The sequence below is a fragment of the Flagellimonas yonaguniensis genome (assembly GCF_029193885.1).
GTDB classification, from domain to species: Bacteria; Bacteroidota; Bacteroidia; order Flavobacteriales; family Flavobacteriaceae; genus Flagellimonas; species Flagellimonas yonaguniensis.
In genome coordinates, this window is record NZ_JARFVB010000011.1 from 82,785 (window position 1) to 101,796 (window position 19,012).

Genomic DNA, 19,012 nt, shown 5'->3' on the forward strand with positions numbered 1-19,012 from the left:
CATGGACCGTAGAAAAGCTTTAAAATTTACTGGGAATATGGCCGCAGTTGCTGTTGCGGGGCCTTCTTTATTATCCTTGTTACAATCCTGTAAAAATGAAAGACGAATCGATTGGCAACCGCTGTTTTTAACCGTGGACGAAGCCACATTTGTATCCAAGATCGTCGATATGATCTTACCACGCACCGAAACCCCTGGAGCCCTGGATGTCAAAGTGGATATGTTTATCGATAAGGTCTACGCCAAATTGTACGATGCGAATGGTCAGGAGCATATCAGAAACGAAATCGAACAGTTCAATGCCGATTGCATCTCCGATTTTGGTAATTCATTTGTAAATCTTTCAGAATCGGACCAGATTAAGGTTTTGGAAAAGGCCGAAGAAAATTCAGGTCAATTCGGAAGTGGAGTTTGGGGAACCACAGTAGGCAACCCAAAACCTGTCGGATTCTATCGAAGTTTAAAATCAACAGCGCTTTGGGGTTATTTTACCTCAGAGGAAATTGGTGAGAATGTATTGAACTATGACCCCATCCCGGGAGCCTATCACGGTTGTATTCCATTGAGCGATGTGGGCAATAAATGGAGCCTATAACATGGATTCCAAGTCTTTTTATATCAACCGAAGAAAGTTTCTGGCCAGTTCGGCCGCTGCCATGGCACTTTCATCCTTTGGTGCTTATGGTTTGGAGCTTGTCCATTCCCAAAAAAAATGGAGGGTAGGCCTTATCGGCTGCGGTTGGTATGGTAAAAGTGACCTCTTCAAACTGATACAGGTGGCCCCTGTGGAAGTGGTTTCACTTTGTGATGTGGACCAAAAACATTTGGAAGAAGCTGCCCATCTCGTTGCCCAACGCCAGCAATCGGGCAAAAAACCACGATTGTACCGTGATTATCGCAAAATGCTGGCCGAAAAAGACCTAGATATTGTACTGATCGGATCTCCTGATCATTGGCACGCGTTACAGGCCATAGAAGCCATGGAATCCGGAGCACACCTTTACCTACAAAAACCCATCAGTCTGGATGTGTTGGAAGGCGAAGCGATATTGGCCACGGCAAGAAAATTGGGAAAAAAAGTGCAAGTTGGTACACAGCGGAGAAGCACGCCCCATTTGGTCGAGGGCAAAAAAAATATCATAGATGCAGGGCTGTTGGGAAAAATCTCCCATGTGGAAATGTGCTGTTACTATCATATGCGATGGAACGCCAATCCCCCTGTGCAGCAAGTACCCGATCATTTTGATTATGATTTTTGGTCGGGGCCGGCACCGTTAAGACCCTACATCGGACTACCGCACAGAAGCTGGCGTGCCTTTATGGAATATGGAAATGGCATTGTTGGCGATATGTGTGTTCATATGTTGGATGCCGTTCGTTGGATACTAGGGCTCGGATGGCCCAAAAAAGTAAGTTCCACAGGTGGAATTTATGTGCAAAAGGATTCCATAGCGAATATCTCGGATACGCAGACTGCGGTTTTTGAATTTGATGAGCTCAATTGTATCTGGCAGCATCGCAGTTGGGGCTCCCCGACAGACCCCGAATACCCATGGGCCTTCTTTATTTATGGGGATAAAGGGACTTTTAAAGGAAGCGTTCATCAATACGAGTTTGTACCCAATGGGGATGGGGAAACCATAAAAAAAGAAGTGGTTTACGAGCGGGAAAAATACCCTGAGGATTTAAAGGAAGATGGCATCGAACTCCATACAGCACCTGCAACAAGGGCCCATATGTTGGATTTATTGAATGCCATAGAAAGGGATAAGCTCCCCGTTGCCGATGTGGAACAAGGACATATTTCCACAGCCAGCTGTATCATGGCCAATCTTGCCATGGAATTAAGGCGGCCGTTGGTCTACAATCCTCAACAACAGATTATTGTTAATGATGCCCAAGCCACCGAACTACTGAAAAAACAATACCGTGGACCATGGCAGCATCCGTCCGAGTCTATTTTATGAAATTAAAATTCAATTACAAAACATTGGCTTTTCCATGAAAAAAATCAGTCTCATCATACCTTTGGTACTTCTGTTTACCTCGGGTTTTGCCCAACAAAACAAGCGAACCATTGTTACCACGGATGGAGAAATTGACGACGTGGACACTTTTATACGGTTTTTAATGTACACCAACGAATTTGACACCGAAGGCTTAATCTATTCAAGCTCCATGTGGCACTGGAAGGGGGATGGTAAAGGGACCACCATGGTCTCCGAAATGGAAATGACCCGAAATATCTATGGGGAGCGCAGCGAACTTAGATGGCCCGGTACGACTTGGATCCAGGAATTACTGTCCGATTATGCCAAGGTGCATCACAATTTATTACTGCATGATAAAAACTATCCCTCCGCCGAAGAGCTTTTGGCCGTTGTAAAAGTAGGCAACATAGATTTTGAAGGGGAAATGGACAAACGTACCGAAGGATCCAAGTGGATTGCCGAAAGATTATTGGATGATGACTCTCGGGAAATTTTTCTGCAGGCGTGGGGCGGCACCAATACCATTGCACGAGCATTAAGATCCATTGAAGAGGACTATTCGAACCATGAAAACTGGAAGGAAATCAAGGAGAAGGTATCCAAAAAGGCCATTATCTACACCATAATGGACCAAGATGCCACCTATAAAAAGTATATTGGTCCAAATTGGCCGAACATTCGGGTGTTTTACAATGCCAACCAGTTTTGGTGCTTTGCCTATCCTTGGAAACGCGTCGTTCCCAAAAGCCAACAACCTTATTTGGAGGGCAGTTTTATGGGCTCGAACATCATCAATGGCCATGGTCCCTTGCTTCAAAATTATTATTCCTACGGGGATGGGCAGAAACAAGAAGGAGACCCCAATCATTTTGAGGGGGATATTTCAAAAATCGCACAAACCGAACGTGGCAGTTTTTCCAAGTACGATTTTATTTCCGAAGGGGATTCCCCTGCGTTTTTACATTTAGTGAATGTGGGGTTGGACAATTACAAGGATCCTTCCAGAGGGGGTTGGAGTGGTCGATTTGAACAATCAGAGGAGAATCCTTATCGCTATGAAGATGGCGATGCTGCCGCTGATTTGAACCCAGAGACGGGGGAAATGGACAAAAGCTATCCCCAAACCCGTTGGATCAAGCCCATGCAACTCGATTTTGCCGCACGTGCCGATTGGTGCGTCAAACCTTTTGAAGAGGCCAATCATCCCCCAAAAATCAAAGTGGTTGAAGGGAATTCCATACATGCAGTTGCTGGAGAAGTTATCCCAATCAATTTATCCTACGAAGATGTGGACGGTCATCCCGTCTATTTCAAGGTTTGGCCCTACGCCGAAGCAGGAGATGGTATGGCAACCGTAACACTTGAAACAAACACAGCGACCATACAGATTCCCTATACAGCTCAAACGGGAGAAGAATTTCATGTGATAGTTGAAGGTACAGACACTGGTTTTCCAGCCCTTACAAGATATCGTAGGGTAATTGTGATCATAGATTGAACAGGAGACATTATATCCAAGTTGGTTTGGTTAAACATTTTGATCAAGGTACCAGTAACGATATGGCCACATGACCAATTTTTTAATATCGATTGGCTTGATTACCTTTAATACTCTGATCCAGCACATTAATAACTAGATAACGATATGCAAACATTACAACAAAACCTCCGATGGGGCAGTCTGTTCCTGGCGACACTATTTATAGGCTGTAGCCCCAAATTTACCGAAGAAAACAAGGATGGTTTCAATCTTGTACACAACGAAAATGGGGAAACCCTAGGATACAGTCCAGAATCCGAAGTATCCATTTTAACCGTTGACCGTTTAGCATTCAAAGACCTGAACAGAAATGACTCCTTGGACCCGTATGAGGATTGGAGGCTGTCTGCAACCGAAAGGGCCAACGATCTTGCCTCAAAAATGAGCGTGGAACAAATCGCTGGGCTTATGCTCTACAGCGCCCATCAATCCATACCTGGGGGCGGCAATAGCTTTTTTGGAGCGGTTACTTACAATGGAAAACCCTACAAGGAAAGTGGAGCCAAACCAAGTGACCTTTCCGATGCACAAAAGAAATTTCTTTTGGAGGATAATCTACGCCATGTACTGATCACCAGTGTGGAATCCCCAGGTATATCCGCACAATGGAACAACAATGCACAGGCGATGGTAGAGGGAATTGGGCTGGGCATTCCCATCAATACCAGTTCCGATCCAAGGCACGGAAGTGATTCTTATGCTGAGTTCAATGCCGGTGCGGGAGGGAAAATTTCCATGTGGCCCAGTACATTGGGGATTGCCGCCAGCTTTGATCCTGATGTGATGCAGCAGTTCGGTGAAATTGCATCCCAAGAATATAGGGCATTGGGAATAGCCACAGCACTTTCGCCGCAAATAGATCTGGCGACGGAGCCACGCTGGTCCCGTTTTGATGGTACCATGGGTGAAGATCCCGAACTTGCCGCAGATATGGCAAGGGCTTATGTGGAAGGTTTCCAAGCTTCTGAAAATGGCAATTGGGGCAACAAAAGTGTAAATGCCATGGTAAAGCACTGGCCTGGAGGAGGGCCCGAAGAAGGTGGCCGTGATGGTCATTTTGGTTATGGTTCGTATGCCGTTTACCCAGGAAAAAACCTTGAAGACCATTTAAAACCATTTACCGAAGGGGCATTTGACCTGGAAGGCCCCACTGAAATGGCCACGGCCGTTATGCCCTACTATACCATTTCCTTTAATCAGGATACCAAAAATGGAGAAAATGTGGGGAATGCTTACAACAAATACTTGATCACCGACCTGTTGCGAGGCAAATACGGGTACGATGGCGTAGTATGTACCGACTGGGGGATTACAGGCGATGCACCCAACGTTTACGAATTCAGAGGTAAACCATGGGGAGTTGAAACCTTAAGTGTGGCTGAAAGACACTACAAAATCATTGAAGCGGGCTGCGATCAATTTGGTGGGAATAATGATATGGAACCCGTTATCGAAGCCTATCAAATGGGTGTTGAGGAACATGGAGAAGCCTATATGCGCGAACGTTTTGAAACTTCCGCGGTCAGGTTGCTCAAAAACATTTTTAGAACAGGACTTTTCGAAAACCCCTATTTGGATGTAGCCCAAACAGAAGAAATCGTGGGCAATGCGGAATTTATGGAAGCTGGTTACCGTGCACAGCTAAAATCCATTGTCATGCTCAAAAACAATGCTAAAACCCTTCCTGTTGAAAACAAGAAAAAAGTCTTCGTACCAAAACGCTACGTTGCCCCTACGGTAAACTGGTTTGGTGTGGCTACGCAAGAACGTACCGAGCATCCATTCAACATGGAAGTGGTGGCCAAGTATTTTGAGGTGGTGGACGATCCGAGTGAAGCGGATTTTGCCATGGTCGGTATTGAAAATCCGAATGGCGGGGTCGGTTACGATATTGGCAACAAGGAAAAAGGAGGCAATGGATATGTCCCCATCAGCTTACAGTACGGCACCTACACGGCAACCAATGCCCGTGATAAGAGTATTGCCGCGGGAAGCCCACTGGAAGAAGGTGTGAACAACCGATCCTACAAGGGCAAGACAATGACTGCCATCAATATTGCCGATATGGCCTTGGTAACGGATACGAAGAGAAAAATGGGGAATAAACCTGTGGTAGTCATCGTAAAAGTCTCCAAACCTATGGTTTTCGCTGAAATTGAACCTGCCGCCGATGCCATTTTGGTTCACATGGGAATCCAAGACCAAGCACTACTGGATATTGTCTCGGGTAAAGTAGAACCTTCTGCGTTGCTACCTTTTCAAATGCCGAACGATATGATGACAGTAGAAGCACAGTTTGAGGATGTCCCAAGGGATATGGAACCCTACACGGACGCCGATGGAAATGCATACGATTTTGCCTTTGGCCTTAATTGGGGCGGTACCATCGATGACAATCGTACCAAAGCATATCAATAGCTCCCTCTAATCACATAGGTATAAAAAGCTCCCTGATATCAGGGAGCTTTTTATTGACACATGATCTGCATCATAAAACAATTAAGGCCAGTTCTGTTAATTTGTTGGAAACAAAAATTCAATTGGCCAGCAATACATTACTTTTGCACTGCCAAACATCAATAAAAAACCAAACTAACTATTCCATGTCTTCTAAAGATTTCTCTGGAAAGAATCTGTACATCATTTTATTTCTCAATTCCATTTATCCTCTGAGCACTAGCTTAAAAAACTATCTCATTGACCATATCAAAAGTTGCACTTTTGATAAAAACGAAATCATCAGCAAAGCTGGAGAGGTGTGCAATCGTTTATACTTAATCAAAAAAGGAATGGTACGCGGTTATTTTTTAAGCGATTCCTCAGAAATAACCACATGGATAGACACGGAAAATGAACTTTTCACCTCTATCACAGGTTTTTTTAGAAACCAAGAGAGCCAAGAATACATTCAAAGTTTAGAACCGACGTACTGTGACTATCTAGAATATGAGGACTACAAATACTGCCTGAGCCATTTTCCTGAAATGCGACAAATCAATCGTATACTTTTGGAAAATTATTACATATTGGCCGAGCACAGAGTATATTTGGCAAGGATTCCCAATGCCCGTAAACGTCTGGCCTTTTTAATGGAAACCATGAAGCCACAGATCATAAGTCGGATACCAAGAAAACACTTGGCCGCTTATTTGGCCATGAGGCCAGAAACCTTGTCCAGACTTATGAAAGAGGTAGGTTGACCAGCTATTGTTCAACTAATTCAAGTAAGAGGCATTCATTCTTTTTTCTTTATCAAAGAGGTCATTATTCCAGCACCCTATGCCGATCCAATAAATCCAAGCAAAATCCATTCGGGAAATTCAATATGGGTGGGCAAAAATCAATATAAGTCCAACAAAACTAAGGATGGCCACCAAGCTATTTTTAATTTGGTGAAACTTATTGATCATGTGTGCTAAGAAGAAATACATCGACCTTAATCCCAAAATAGTAAAAATATAGGGGTTGAACACCAAAAAGGGATCGGATGTTATGGCCAGAATCTCCGCAACACTATCCAGAGCGAAGAACACATCGGAAAACTCAATGAGCACCAAAGCCACTGATCACATGAGGGTCCTTATTTTAAAGACACCAAAGTCCAAGGCCAAAAAGAATAGAATCCCTGCTAGAAAAAAATCCAAACGGTCATAGGCGAAGCAACATAAAGTTCGGAAATAAACAAAGTAACGCACCTAAAACTTAAAAAAAGTATTAAAACCAGGCCGCTTCAAATGCTTTTTGACTCAATTACCTTCAATGAAAAAATAAAAGTCAAAAACAGTAAAACATAAAAAATCAAGCCGATATACCTTCATGTGCTGTAAGAAAAGAACCTCAAATTGATATTTGTCAATTTTACGCACGATTTTTTGAAATAAGAAAAGAACACCTGCCGTTTCCTTACTGACCAATAAGAAAAATTGTACATGTTCGGATTTTAATTGTAGGAAAAACATTAGAAAATCCTTTCAAAAAACAAAACCAGTTTACTTGTAATATGACATAAAAATACGTTTCCCGAACCATAATATTTTTCAAGAAATCATTGTCGACCTGATTTAGCATAGCTAAATCCAAGGGAATGGAAAAAAGCTGCAACTAAGCGGCCAAGACTTCCCATGCCTTTTCCGAAAAGCATTAAAATCAATAAAAACCTAAACTAGATTCACAAATGAAAACCTTTTTTAACCAAAGAACCGTACTGATCTTCCTGCTCTTCTTTTCTCTGAGCTTAGGAGTCTCCATGGCCCAAACAGATGATGCCGTAATCGTGGATACCGATTTTCCCAATAGCGGAGGACTCATCGCTTCCTTACCTGTCAACATTACGCTAATTGAGGCCAAAACCTCTGCTACCTTGGGCGAAACCCTAAAGCAGGCCTTGGTCAAGAACCCAGATGTCAAGAATATCCATCTTTTCGCACCATCCGCGGATGCATCCATCAATCTAGGTGGGCAATCCTATACGGTCGAAGCCATAGGAGAGCAATTGGATCCATCGGATTTCAGTGCCAACATGGGTGTGACCATTTTTGTGTACTCCTGCTCTTTGGCCAAAAACGCCGCAGGGATATCTCTTTTGGAAAACATATCCTCGCAAACAGGATTCAATGTAGCCTCTTGTGCCTCTTGCAACGACCTTAACGAAGAATTCAATTTTGATTATTCGGTAAGGCCATTGACCATAACCAGCAATCTTTTTGAATAACCTTTTCAATATCCAAATACAAATTCAACCAAAATGAAGAAAATCAACCTTCACTATTCTTACATCATAGCACTATTGTTCTTTGGGTTGGGATGGAACTCCATGTTTGGCCAAACGGTCAATATGGAAGTGCAACAAGGCCCCAACATTGATGTAGTACTTACCGTGGGAATCACCAACCAAAATATCGATACCTTTGAAGAAGACCTTGGTGCTGCCTTGGAAAGCAAGGGTATCCCCGCCGACAAACTCTATGTACAGGGTTTTGAACGAACTACCATCTCTTCCAACTCCGAAGATGCAGCGGATATCTTCAATAATTGGGTACGCTGGGGCTACAACCCAGAGACCTGGGAGTTTGTAGATGCCGAAAAGTTTATCCGAAGAATCAATAATGATTACATGGCAGGTTTTTACGACCCTGTTTTTGACTCATCCAACTATACTTTGGAGGCTGACATTGCTTTTACCTCTGGCTCTGATAACGATGACATGGGTATTACCTTTGGAATGGAAAATGGCCCTGTTGGTTCCTATCTTTTCAACCTTTCGGGAGCAGTACGAACATTTACCACCAGTGAATTTATCCCAAGTCACGGTTTTGCATCAGGATTGTACAGGATTACAAAAGATGATGGCAACGCAAATCCCCGCCACTATGTTCAGGGACTGCAAGATGCCTCAAGCACCATTTTCAATCCTAGTTCCACTACAACCTGGTATCATTTTAAAATTGTGGTCAGTGGTAAAAATGTAAAAATCTATATGGATGATGCATTGATTATCGACTATACCGCTGCCGAGGAAATCGGCGGTAGCTATGGATTCTTTTCCAACAGTCAGCCTTATGCCACCTTCAAAAACATTGAAGTGACCTCTTTGAGCCTTAAAAAATTCAAAGATGTACTTAGGGAACCACAATGGCGAAACAGTGCCATGCGGTTCAACGTGAACCTTGACGATCAAGAAGTGGCCGATTTCGACAACGATCAGGATCTGGCCGAGATTTTGATGCGTACCATCAATGAGGACATCCATTATATCGGGTGGGGACTTAACGACAATCAGGCACAGTTCGAGCGTTTTGTACAGCAAAACAACAATAAAGGAACCTTTGTAAACCGTGATATGGGAAGCTGGTCGAGCTGGATGGACGATATCGCCCAGTATATTTATGAGCAGTACCAGTTCCTTACCGTGACCGAAGGAGACTATTTTATTGCCGGGACCAGTGTCGAAATAGCGGTAGATCCTTCCGAAATGAAAACCAGTACGGCAAATGCAAGCTACCCAAGTGGTAGATGGAAAATAACACATGATGAAACCTTCTTCCCCAATAACCAAGGAAGAGTTTCATGGAGCGACCTTTATTTGGAAGATGTTCCGGAATTCTATGAAAAACCTGGGAAATACTCCTTTACCTTCGAAGATCTACCTACCTCCCCCACTACCCTCTATTTCCACAGAAAACCCGTGGCAAGCTTCTCCTACAGTTCGGATACTGGAGTATTCAACGATACCTCTTATGATTTGGATGGCGGTGCCAACAATGGTATTGCACAAGCCGAATGGAAATGGAAGTCTGTGGATGCAGCTTCAACCGCAGGCTGGACCACCGGAATGTTCGATAAGAATTCAGTTGCAGATGGAGAGTATTTGGTCATGCTGAACGTACAGGACCATCAAGGGGTATGGAGTAGCCCATCAAGTGCCTATATATTAGTGGACAGCAGTAGTTCTTCCACAAATGAAGATCTGCCTGTGGCACAATTCAATATTCAACCAGATGCACTGTTTACCTATTCTGGTTCCATGTACATCAATATAGAAAACAATTCCATCGACCCCTACGGAAGAACACTTTCCAATGAGGAATGGATTGTAACCCAAAGAGTGTACGATAGCGAAGGAAATCCGACGGACACAGAAATCCACAACTCCACTACCGAGATGACGGATTTCTCCGGTTACAACAATTTAACCGCAGAATACATCATTAGTTTGCGGGTACAGACCAGTACAGGGGTTTGGTCAGAGCCGTTCTTCAGAACATTGACCATTACCCACGATACGACCGAACCTACCTTATCGGCCACACCAAATAATGGGTCCATTGATACGGACACCAATATTTTATTGACCTTTCAAGATGAAAATGACGGAAGTGGATTTGACGTTCAACGCTATGTGTTGATTCAGAATAGCAATCCACCCGCAACGGATAGCAACCTTTGGTCCTCTTGGAGCAATAGTCAATCCAAAACCACTTCGTTTTCCAGTGGTGGTACCGGATGGTACATCCATGCAGAGGCGAAGGACAATGCAGGGAATACAGGAACCGCCTCCTTTGGTCCGTTTGACCTAGCCCTGGTGGTCGGTGCAAAGAACGATTTGGCTGTATTGGATGAGGATACCGTTTCCGACCCCATCGATGTGCTGTACAATGATGTGTACGATACCAACAATACACCAACAGTTAGTATCACTACTCAAGGAGCCAAAGGTTCCGCTGTGGTGGATGAAAACAACCAAATCATCTACACCCCAAATGAGAATGAATTCGGAAGTGATGCCGTCATCTATGAACTGGATGATGCAGGAACCAAGGTAACTGCAACACTTACCTTGTCCATTACCGCTGTGGATGATACTCCAACAGCTGTAGCGGATTCCTTCATTTTGGATGAAAATGCCACCTTGAACGAGGATGTATCCACAAACGATATTGAAGTGGATGATGATGAAAGAGTCTATCACATCATTACAAACCCATCCTATGCAACCTCTTTTATCTTTAATACTGATGGTACTTTTAACTATGAGCATAATGGCGATGAATCCGCAACGGACAGCTTTACCTATAATTTCGAAGATGCTGTTTCCTTCTCGGAAACCGTCACTGTCACATTGAACGTTACCAATGTGAACGATGCTCCTGAAGGGGGGGACATTACCTTGGACGTACTTCAAGATGCAGGATATATGTTCAAAACGACTGATTTTACCTTCTCCGATGATGATGCAGGAGATGCGTTCAATGGTATCCAAATCATCACACTTCCAACGGAGGGTACTTTGGTATACAATGGATCCCCTGTTCAAGCAAATGATATGATCGATGACGTAACCTTACTTGTTTTTACCACGGCAAATGGAGGATACGGCGAAGACTATACCTCCTTCTCCTTCAAAGTAAAGGATGGAAATGATGCTCTAAGCTCGACTACACACACAGCGGGCATCAATGCCGCCCAGGATACTGATGGTGACGGCATACCCAATGAAGACGATGAGGACGATGATGGGGATGGTACACCTGATGATGAAGATGACTTTCCATTGGATCCTTCCGAAGATACCGACACCGATGGCGATGGAACAGGCGACAATGCCGACGAGGATGATGACAACGATGGTACCCCCGACTCCGAGGATGCATTCCCCAAGGATGATTCAGAGGATACAGACACGGACGGCGATGGAACAGGCGACAATGCCGACGAGGATGATGACAACGATGGTACCCCTGATTCCGAGGATGCATTCCCCAAGGATGATTCAGAGGATACAGACACGGACGGCGATGGAACAGGCGACAATGCCGACGAGGATGATGACAACGATGGTACGCCCGACTCCGAGGATGCATTCCCCAAGGATGATTCAGAGGATACAGACACCGATGGCGATGGAACAGGCGACAATGCCGACGAGGATGATGACAACGATGGTACTCCCGACTCCGAGGATGCATTCCCTAAGGATGATTCAGAGGACACCGATACCGACGGCGACGGAACCGGCGACAATGCCGATGATGATGCCGATAATGATGGTACCCCGGATAATGAGGACGCTTTCCCGTATGATCCAAACGAAGATTCCGATATTGATGGTGATGGTGTTGGGGATAATTCCGATACTGATGACGACAATGATGGAGTTACTGATACCGATACGGACGGAGACGGTCTTGGCGACAACGTTGACAACGATGATGACAACGACGGCATACCGGATAATCAGGATGATTTCCCAAATGATGCCTCCGAGACCATCGATACAGATGGAGACGGAACAGGTGACAATGCCGATACTGATGACGATGGCGATGGCTATTCCGACGAAGTGGAATTGACCGAAGGAACCGACCCTACGGATGCATCCAGCACCCCATTGGATACCGATGGCGATGGTATCCCTGACAGCACGGATGAGGATGACGACAATGATGGTGTTGCAGACGTTGATGATGCATTCCCTACAAGTGAAGAGCCTTCATTGGTACCTGCACAGGCTTTTACCCCTAATGGTGATGGCAACAACGATGCTTGGGTCATACCAGGGATAGACAACTATCCCAACAATGTGGTCAAGGTTTACAACCGATGGGGCCACGAAGTATTTGGCACCAAATCGTACCGAAACAACTGGGAAGGTTTCTATAAAAACAGAAACGAGAAGTTACCTGCAGGATCGTATATGTACATCATCAACTTAGGCGATGGCAGTGCACCTTTACAAGGATGGATATTCATCAACTATTAATCCCAACAAAACAAAAAACACCATACAAAACAGATGAAACTTTTCAATAACATACAAATACTGGTCATGTTCCTTGTACTTTCCGTCTCGGTAAGTGCACAACAGGACCCGAACTATACCTTTTACCGCTACAATATGAACATTTACAACCCTGCCTTTGCGGGGAGTTCAGAGGCTGCTGAGTTCTCTTTGGGAATTCGCAGCCAATGGGCGGGAATCGAAGGGGCACCTGAGAGCCAAAGCGCCATTTTTGGAATGCCCGTAGGCAAGAACATAGGACTTGGAGCTTCCATACTCAATGACAAGACCTTTATTGAACAGCAAACATGGGTGGCCATTGATGTCTCATATAACATTCAATTGGATGATGAGCACATGCTCTATTTCGGGATCAAGGGAAGCGCCAACTCCTATGATGCCAATACCCAGGGTCTTGTGACCTATGGTGTGGGCCAGGATGGAGCCTTGGTGGATTATGATAGCCGTTTTACCCCCAATGTAGGTGCCGGCATCTATTTAAAACACGATAGGTATTTTGCATCCCTGTCCGCCCCAAAGTTATTGACCCCGGAACGTCTCCAAGAACGTGATGGTAATGCCTACCTTGGTGTGGACCGTATGCACGCCTACTTGAGCGGTGGTTATACCTTTCTATTGGGTAGGACCTTGGACCTGAAGACCATGGGCATGTTTCGCTATGTGGACGCATCGCCCATATCCATGGAAGTGACAGGAATATTGGATTTTGGCGAACGCTTTGAGTTCGGGGCAAGCTATAGGTACGACGAGAGCATCAGTGGATTGTTCCTATTCAATATTAGTAATGGCTTCAATTTGGGCTACGCCTACGAAACTTCCATCCAAAACCCCATTGACGGTTTGGACAACAATACCCATGAACTTTTTATGCGGTTGAAAATGTAAGTTCTAGGTTTTTATAGTGAATGAAAAAGCCCCTTCAAAAAGGGGCTTTTTTTTGAAATTGCAGAAGGATTCAAACCCAACTCGCCAACCTTATGCTCACTAGGTTTATCATTGCCCATATTTTTGTTATTGACCGAATCCAGACCACTTTTTGTAATCTTACTTCGTAGAATCAAATTTAACCAAGTAACAATAACGCAATATTCAAATCAAATTGAATTCCAAAATTTGTTAGAACGATTACAATTACGGATTATGATGTACCAAACAGACTCAGTATAGTATTTGCAGTAGAATCAAAAATTGTTTGTTGAAAATATCTAAGAGTTGAAACTTTTGGATACTATTCAGTACTTTTTAATGATTTTGGCACATCCACCCAAGTTTTTTTAAAAACGGTTCCGATTTACTATAGTTTTAGATTACTTCAGCAATTGTCTAATTTTGTATGATCTTTAATTATAGAAGAATGAGAAAGACCCAATATTTACATCATTATCTCGGTTGTATGGTTTTTTGTCTGGCATTTTATGGGAATGCCCAAAACAATTTAGATGACAAAATAATGCAATTACCATCAGCAACGATTTTAAAGAACAGTATTGGTTTTAAAGACACCTTGGGTAATTCCACCAACCTGCCCATGGTAATCATCAAAGGAAAGGAAATAGGAAAGACCTTAACCATATTGGCCGGTGTACACGGTTATGAATACCCTCCCATTATGGCCGTTCAGGCGTTACTCAAAGAAATAGAACCTGAAAGACTAATGGGGAATCTCATTGTGATACCCATTGCCAACAAAGCTTCTTTTTATGGCAGGTCTCCTTTTAAAAATCCGCAGGATGAGGTCAATCTGAACAACGCATTCCCTGGAAAACTGGACGGAACGGTTACCGAACAAATTGCATATTACATTACGCAGAACATTATCCCAATTTCTGATGTTTTCCTGGACATCCATGGAGGAGATGCCAGTGAAGATTTGATTCCTTTTGTTTGCTACTACAATAATGAAGCTCTACCCGATGCCACTGCACATGCAAAACTTTTATCTGAGTCAAGTGGTTTCACAAATGTGGTTTCCTATCCATACCACCTAAAAGATAATGAACCCGCTAAATATGCCTTCAAACAAGCGGTACAAGATGGTAAAATTGGTATTAGCTTTGAAGCTGGTGCACTGGGAAATGTGCAAGAGGAGGCGGTTAGACTGAACAAAAATGGCATTTATCAGGTTCTTGACCAATTGGGGATGTACACTAGCCAATTAGACCTACCCAAAAAACTGGTAAAATACAATAATCAGGCTTACCTAAAGGTTCCTGTGACCGGGATACTTTATAGTGAATTGAGAGCAGGGGATTCGGTTTCCAAAGGACAAGTTGTTGGCCATATAACCAACGAATACGGTAAAGTCCTCGAAAAAATCCAAGCCCCTGAAACTGGCACCATCTTATATAAAATTGGCACCCCACCCGTGAACCAAGGAGAAACCCTTATGTGCATTGGAATATCACAAGAATAAAGAAAACTAGAAATTCCGGCCTTTTCTTTCCATAATTTTCTCAGGCTGAACATGACAAATGCAGTTCTGCCATATAATAACTTTTCAAGCATTACTTAAAACTGCTTTAAAAAAGTGATTTTGCTTATAAACTGTGTAGAACGTTGGACAGGATCAAAAATATCCACTTGGGTATCATTAAAAACAAGATAGATAAAGGATAAGGGCAGGTATTCCCAACTAAAACGAACATTCCAACGCCCCTGTCGATCAAAACTATTGTATTGATAGAATGTGGACAATTGCACTCTCGGGTTGAGGGCCAATCTCAAATTGACGGAACATAGATCGGTATCCAAATCTTCTTCCAAGATACCGAGATTATTGATGTTGTTGCGTTCATAATTGGCAGAAAGAGCAATATGTGGAGATGGTGCATAGCGCATTCCGAGCGTAAGGGTATTTCTAGATCCATTATAAAATTTCCCTAGATCATAACTTACCAATCCAGAAATTTTTTTGGATTGATCCGTATTATAACGCATCAAATAACGGGTATATCTATAATCTCCTCTCCCTAACTCTAACCCCAATGGGGCAAAATCAAAATTGATGTTCTGCCATGTAGGTGTAAATGATATTTCCAAAAAACTATTGTCCTTGAACCATGTATAAATGGGAAAAATATATAGACTCGCCTGTTGAAACCTCCCAAAATCCTCAAAATCATGGTTATAGTCAAAAAAGATTCCTGGATCCCAACGTCGGACAAAGGTCGACTTCTCTGGCCTGACAATGGCATAACCTCCTGGACTGTGTGTCACGACATCTTTCTGAAAAATAAATCCCATCCCTGGGATATAATCCGAACTCACTATATCAGAAACATAGCCTATGTAGTAGGCATTAGTCTGAGATGTTGCAGATATTCTTCCCGCAAAACCAGTATTGCCAGTTTCACTATCCAGCGATGAGGATAACAAGTAGGTCAACGTAATATTCGGTTTTGGACGAATCAACCCATCAATAGAAATTGTGGTGTTGTTTTGGCTTTGCAACCCCAAATCCCCAAAAGAATCATCCAATCGATGGGTTACCATAGCCCCTATATTGTTTTCTTTGCCATAGTTTTTAGTATAGCGGGCCACTCCAAATGTACTGCCCGGACCATTATCGGTTCCCCTTTGACGAACAGCTAAAGCGGCAAGGGTTCGGTTCTCATCTCTATCGGTATAGCGTGCTCCCACATCCAGAGGTGCCGGTGCTGCATTAAAATTATTGGAAAGACCAATGGTTCTGCTAAAAAATGGGCGTACCCGAACATTGCTCGCACCAGCCCAAATTCCCGAGTTTTCCAAAAAGAACTGTCGCCTTTCCGGAAAAAAAATGTTGAATCGCTCCAAGTTATTTACAGCCCTATCCACATCAGCTTGGGCAAAATCAGTATTGATCGTGAGATCTAGAACAGTATTTGGGTTTATGGCCCACTTGACATCGCCACCAACTTTTGGTTCACTGGATTTCTCCGTAATCTGTTCTCCAGATTTTAGTTCTTCGTACTGATAAAGCGTGTAGGGTTCTACCCTAATATTTGCAGAAGGAGGTGGAACATCAAGATTGGTCAATTTGGCCGCATATGTCATTCTATTTTCGGAAAATGATTGGGGAATGGCCGGAAACACCGTTTTTTCAAAATCTTTTCGGGCCATTCGATAAAATGTAATGCCCCATTCACTGGGCATTCCTTGAATAGGTTTATCGAAACGAATCGACTTGAACGGAATGGCAAATTCTGCGTAATACCCCTCATCGGTCCGTTGTGTTCGTACGCTCCATAAGGCATTCCAATCGGAATCTGTATTGGAGTCGTTAAAACTCTGCTGATCTAATTGATTTCCGTAGGGAGTAGTTTGAAACGAAATTGCGTATTGCCTCGTGTTCTGTGCATCAATCTGAATACCGAAAACATCATTTTCTCCATTGTCAAAATCTCGACGAAGATCTTGCATCCGAATACCTTTCTTTCCAAGTGAATCCATACAAAAAACACCAAAATAAAGGTTTCGGTCATCATAGAGAATCCTAACCGATGTCGAGTTTTTAATATTCCCGCCTTGAACGGGCTCTACCCGAAAAAAATCTGAAACGATTTCCGCTTTTTCCCAATCAGGCTCACTTAACCTGCCATCAATGGATATTTTTCCCTTGACCTTTGTTGCGGATATGGCAATTGGGTTTTCAGGAGGGGGAAAATTGGATTTTTCCTCCTGTGCAAACATGGGCCCAGGTATGATCAAAGCAAAAATCCAAAGGAAATGGACTTTGAGCAATGGTTTTGATGGTTTCAAAATTGGTGGTTGATATTAGTCGGTTAGTTTCAAAAAGCATTTTCCACTTCGGCAGCTTCAAGCATGAGATAATGCAGATCTGTATTCTTCACAAAAGGTTTCAATAATTGGCTTCCGGGACCATACATGGCAAGTTCCACGTAGTCCGCGGAATGTTGCATACTGATCCAACCGACCGAATTGTGCTGTTTTTGAATCTCTGCCAAGACACTGAAGGGCAAATGCTTCGGATTATAAAGGCCATCTTCAGCATCGAGGGAGCCGTAGTAGCCCAAAAGTGTAGTGGCTTCCTCATCCGTCAATGCAAATCCATTGGCATATTCGACCCGTTCTTTTACACTATTTATCGATGTTTCCTTACCGATGCCGTTCAAAATCCATTCGTTGGTATGCTTATAATTTTGGATGGAGTCAAATTCATCGTTCGCATATTTTCCATAAATCACCCCAGGATTGGCATTTCCATGGTCGGTTGTGATGATCACCAGGGTTTCCCCATCCTTTTCCGCAAAATCCATCGCAGCTTGTACAGCTTCATCGAAAGCGACTTGATCATAGATCAATCCCGCAATATCGTTTGCATGGGCTGCCCAATCCACTTTACCACCTTCTACCTGAAGTACAAATCCTTGGGAACTGTCTTTCAAAATTTCAATGGCCTTGCTGGTCATTTCGGCTAGGCTGGGTGTATTTTCCTTTAACTCACCATTGTTTTCCCTGTCTTTGGCATATGGGAGACCGTTATCGTTAAAAACTCCCAAGATGGATTTTCCTTTCGGAGCGGTTGACATTTCTCTTCTGGTTCGGGCCACATAATAGCCTTTACCCTCAAAGGCTGCGTACATATCCTTTCGGTCCTTTCGTTTATCTGCTGAAAAGTATTCGTTGCCACCTCCCATCAACACATCAAAACCGTGCTCCAAGTATTTTTCTGCGATGGATTCCTGATCATTTCTGGATTTTTGATTGACACAAAATCCTGCGGGTGTGGCATGGGTAATAGGGACCGTGGTAACACAACCTGCTTTTTTGCCCGCAGCTTTGAACTTTTGCCAAATGGGAAGGTGTGGTTCACCATTGAGACCAATGTTGAGCCCACCATTCTTGATTCTGGTCCCTCCTCCCCAAGATGAGCTCGCCGCTGCGGAATCGGTAACGATGGAACTGGCCGATGCCATATCCATAAGGGCACGGGAGACTTTATCTTCTCGGTACAGGTTTAGCCAGTTACTACCTTTTCCCTTTTTTCTGGAAAGATAGAGGTCGGCCATATTCAGGGTGCCCGTGCTCATTCCATCGCTAACGAGCATAATGATGTTCTTGGCCTTTTTACGTTTCCAAACACTCTCAAAATCTGATGCCCTTATAGATTCAAAAGGAGTAAAAAGGGAAGCCCCTAAAGCCGATAAGGCCCCATTTCTAAAAAATTTTCTTCTGTTCATT

At 43.5% G+C, this 19,012-nt stretch carries 13 protein-coding genes; 10 read left to right on the forward strand and 3 right to left on the reverse strand.

Annotation, left to right across the window (positions count from 1 at the left end; genetic code table 11):
• The first annotated feature begins 1 nt into the window (after position 1).
• The 5 genes from PY092_RS14925 (at position 2) to PY092_RS14945 (ending at position 6,731) form a co-directional block, all read left to right on the forward strand.
• On the forward strand, positions 2-595 hold the full coding sequence (locus PY092_RS14925) for a gluconate 2-dehydrogenase subunit 3 family protein (RefSeq protein WP_275616610.1): 594 nt from the start codon (positions 2-4) through the stop codon (positions 593-595).
• A gap of 1 nt (position 596) precedes the next feature.
• Entirely contained in the window at positions 597-1,967 is a 1,371-nt protein-coding gene (locus tag PY092_RS14930) for a Gfo/Idh/MocA family protein (RefSeq protein ID WP_275616611.1), read from the forward strand.
• Between the two features lie 34 nt (positions 1,968-2,001).
• Positions 2,002-3,489 (forward strand): DUF1593 domain-containing protein, encoded by a 1,488-nt coding sequence (locus tag PY092_RS14935; protein WP_275616612.1) that lies wholly within the window; start codon positions 2,002-2,004, stop codon positions 3,487-3,489.
• A gap of 147 nt (positions 3,490-3,636) precedes the next feature.
• Entirely contained in the window at positions 3,637-5,949 is a 2,313-nt protein-coding gene (locus PY092_RS14940; protein ID WP_275616613.1) for a glycoside hydrolase family 3 protein, read from the forward strand.
• Positions 5,950-6,134: 185 nt separating this feature from the next.
• A complete protein-coding gene (locus PY092_RS14945) occupies positions 6,135-6,731 on the forward strand; it encodes a Crp/Fnr family transcriptional regulator (protein ID WP_275616614.1) in 597 nt (198 codons plus the stop codon).
• A gap of 120 nt (positions 6,732-6,851) precedes the next feature.
• Here the strand turns inward: PY092_RS14945 and PY092_RS14950 are convergent, their stop codons facing one another.
• Positions 6,852-7,085, reverse strand: a complete 234-nt coding sequence (locus PY092_RS14950) for a TerC family protein (RefSeq protein ID WP_313790228.1) — start codon at positions 7,083-7,085, stop codon at positions 6,852-6,854.
• On the opposite strand from PY092_RS14950, the gene PY092_RS19695 reads away from it, so the two are divergent.
• The 5 genes from PY092_RS19695 to PY092_RS14970 all read left to right on the forward strand — a co-directional run bounded on the left by PY092_RS19695 (position 6,997) and on the right by PY092_RS14970 (position 15,242).
• Positions 6,997-7,185, forward strand: a complete 189-nt coding sequence (locus PY092_RS19695) for a hypothetical protein (RefSeq protein ID WP_313790229.1) — start codon at positions 6,997-6,999, stop codon at positions 7,183-7,185. The two genes, PY092_RS14950 and PY092_RS19695, sit on opposite strands and share 89 nt — an antisense overlap.
• A gap of 520 nt (positions 7,186-7,705) precedes the next feature.
• On the forward strand, positions 7,706-8,242 hold the full coding sequence (locus tag PY092_RS14955; protein ID WP_275616615.1) for a DUF4347 domain-containing protein: 537 nt from the start codon (positions 7,706-7,708) through the stop codon (positions 8,240-8,242).
• Between the two features lie 33 nt (positions 8,243-8,275).
• Entirely contained in the window at positions 8,276-12,790 is a 4,515-nt protein-coding gene (locus PY092_RS14960; RefSeq protein ID WP_275616616.1) for a T9SS type B sorting domain-containing protein, read from the forward strand.
• Between the two features lie 33 nt (positions 12,791-12,823).
• Positions 12,824-13,714, forward strand: coding sequence for a PorP/SprF family type IX secretion system membrane protein (locus PY092_RS14965; RefSeq protein WP_275616617.1), 891 nt, complete (start codon positions 12,824-12,826; stop codon positions 13,712-13,714).
• A gap of 469 nt (positions 13,715-14,183) precedes the next feature.
• Positions 14,184-15,242: a succinylglutamate desuccinylase/aspartoacylase family protein gene (locus tag PY092_RS14970; RefSeq protein WP_275616618.1), complete on the forward strand. Its 1,059-nt coding sequence runs from the start codon at positions 14,184-14,186 to the stop codon at positions 15,240-15,242.
• 95 nt (positions 15,243-15,337) lie between these two features.
• On the opposite strand, the gene PY092_RS14975 is transcribed toward PY092_RS14970, so the two are convergent.
• On the reverse strand, positions 15,338-17,569 hold the full coding sequence (locus PY092_RS14975) for a DUF5916 domain-containing protein (protein WP_275616619.1): 2,232 nt from the start codon (positions 17,567-17,569) through the stop codon (positions 15,338-15,340).
• 29 nt (positions 17,570-17,598) lie between these two features.
• Positions 17,599-19,011, reverse strand: coding sequence for an alkaline phosphatase (locus tag PY092_RS14980; RefSeq protein ID WP_275616620.1), 1,413 nt, complete (start codon positions 19,009-19,011; stop codon positions 17,599-17,601).
• Between the last annotated feature and the right edge of the window lies 1 nt (position 19,012).

What these genes read in the sequence shown, in the direction of transcription:
- PY092_RS14925 (WP_275616610.1), top strand. Translation starts at nt 2, where the DNA reads ATGGACCGTAGAAAAGCTTTAAAATTTACTGGGAATATGGCCGCAGTT.
- PY092_RS14930 (WP_275616611.1), top strand. Translation starts at nt 597, where the DNA reads ATGGATTCCAAGTCTTTTTATATCAACCGAAGAAAGTTTCTGGCCAGT.
- PY092_RS14935 (WP_275616612.1), top strand. Translation starts at nt 2,002, where the DNA reads ATGAAAAAAATCAGTCTCATCATACCTTTGGTACTTCTGTTTACCTCG.
- PY092_RS14940 (WP_275616613.1), top strand. Translation starts at nt 3,637, where the DNA reads ATGCAAACATTACAACAAAACCTCCGATGGGGCAGTCTGTTCCTGGCG.
- PY092_RS14945 (WP_275616614.1), top strand. Translation starts at nt 6,135, where the DNA reads ATGTCTTCTAAAGATTTCTCTGGAAAGAATCTGTACATCATTTTATTT.
- PY092_RS14955 (WP_275616615.1), top strand. Translation starts at nt 7,706, where the DNA reads ATGAAAACCTTTTTTAACCAAAGAACCGTACTGATCTTCCTGCTCTTC.
- PY092_RS14960 (WP_275616616.1), top strand. Translation starts at nt 8,276, where the DNA reads ATGAAGAAAATCAACCTTCACTATTCTTACATCATAGCACTATTGTTC.
- PY092_RS14965 (WP_275616617.1), top strand. Translation starts at nt 12,824, where the DNA reads ATGAAACTTTTCAATAACATACAAATACTGGTCATGTTCCTTGTACTT.
- PY092_RS14970 (WP_275616618.1), top strand. Translation starts at nt 14,184, where the DNA reads ATGAGAAAGACCCAATATTTACATCATTATCTCGGTTGTATGGTTTTT.
- PY092_RS14980 (WP_275616620.1), bottom strand. Translation starts at nt 19,011, where the DNA reads ATGAACAGAAGAAAATTTTTTAGAAATGGGGCCTTATCGGCTTTAGGG.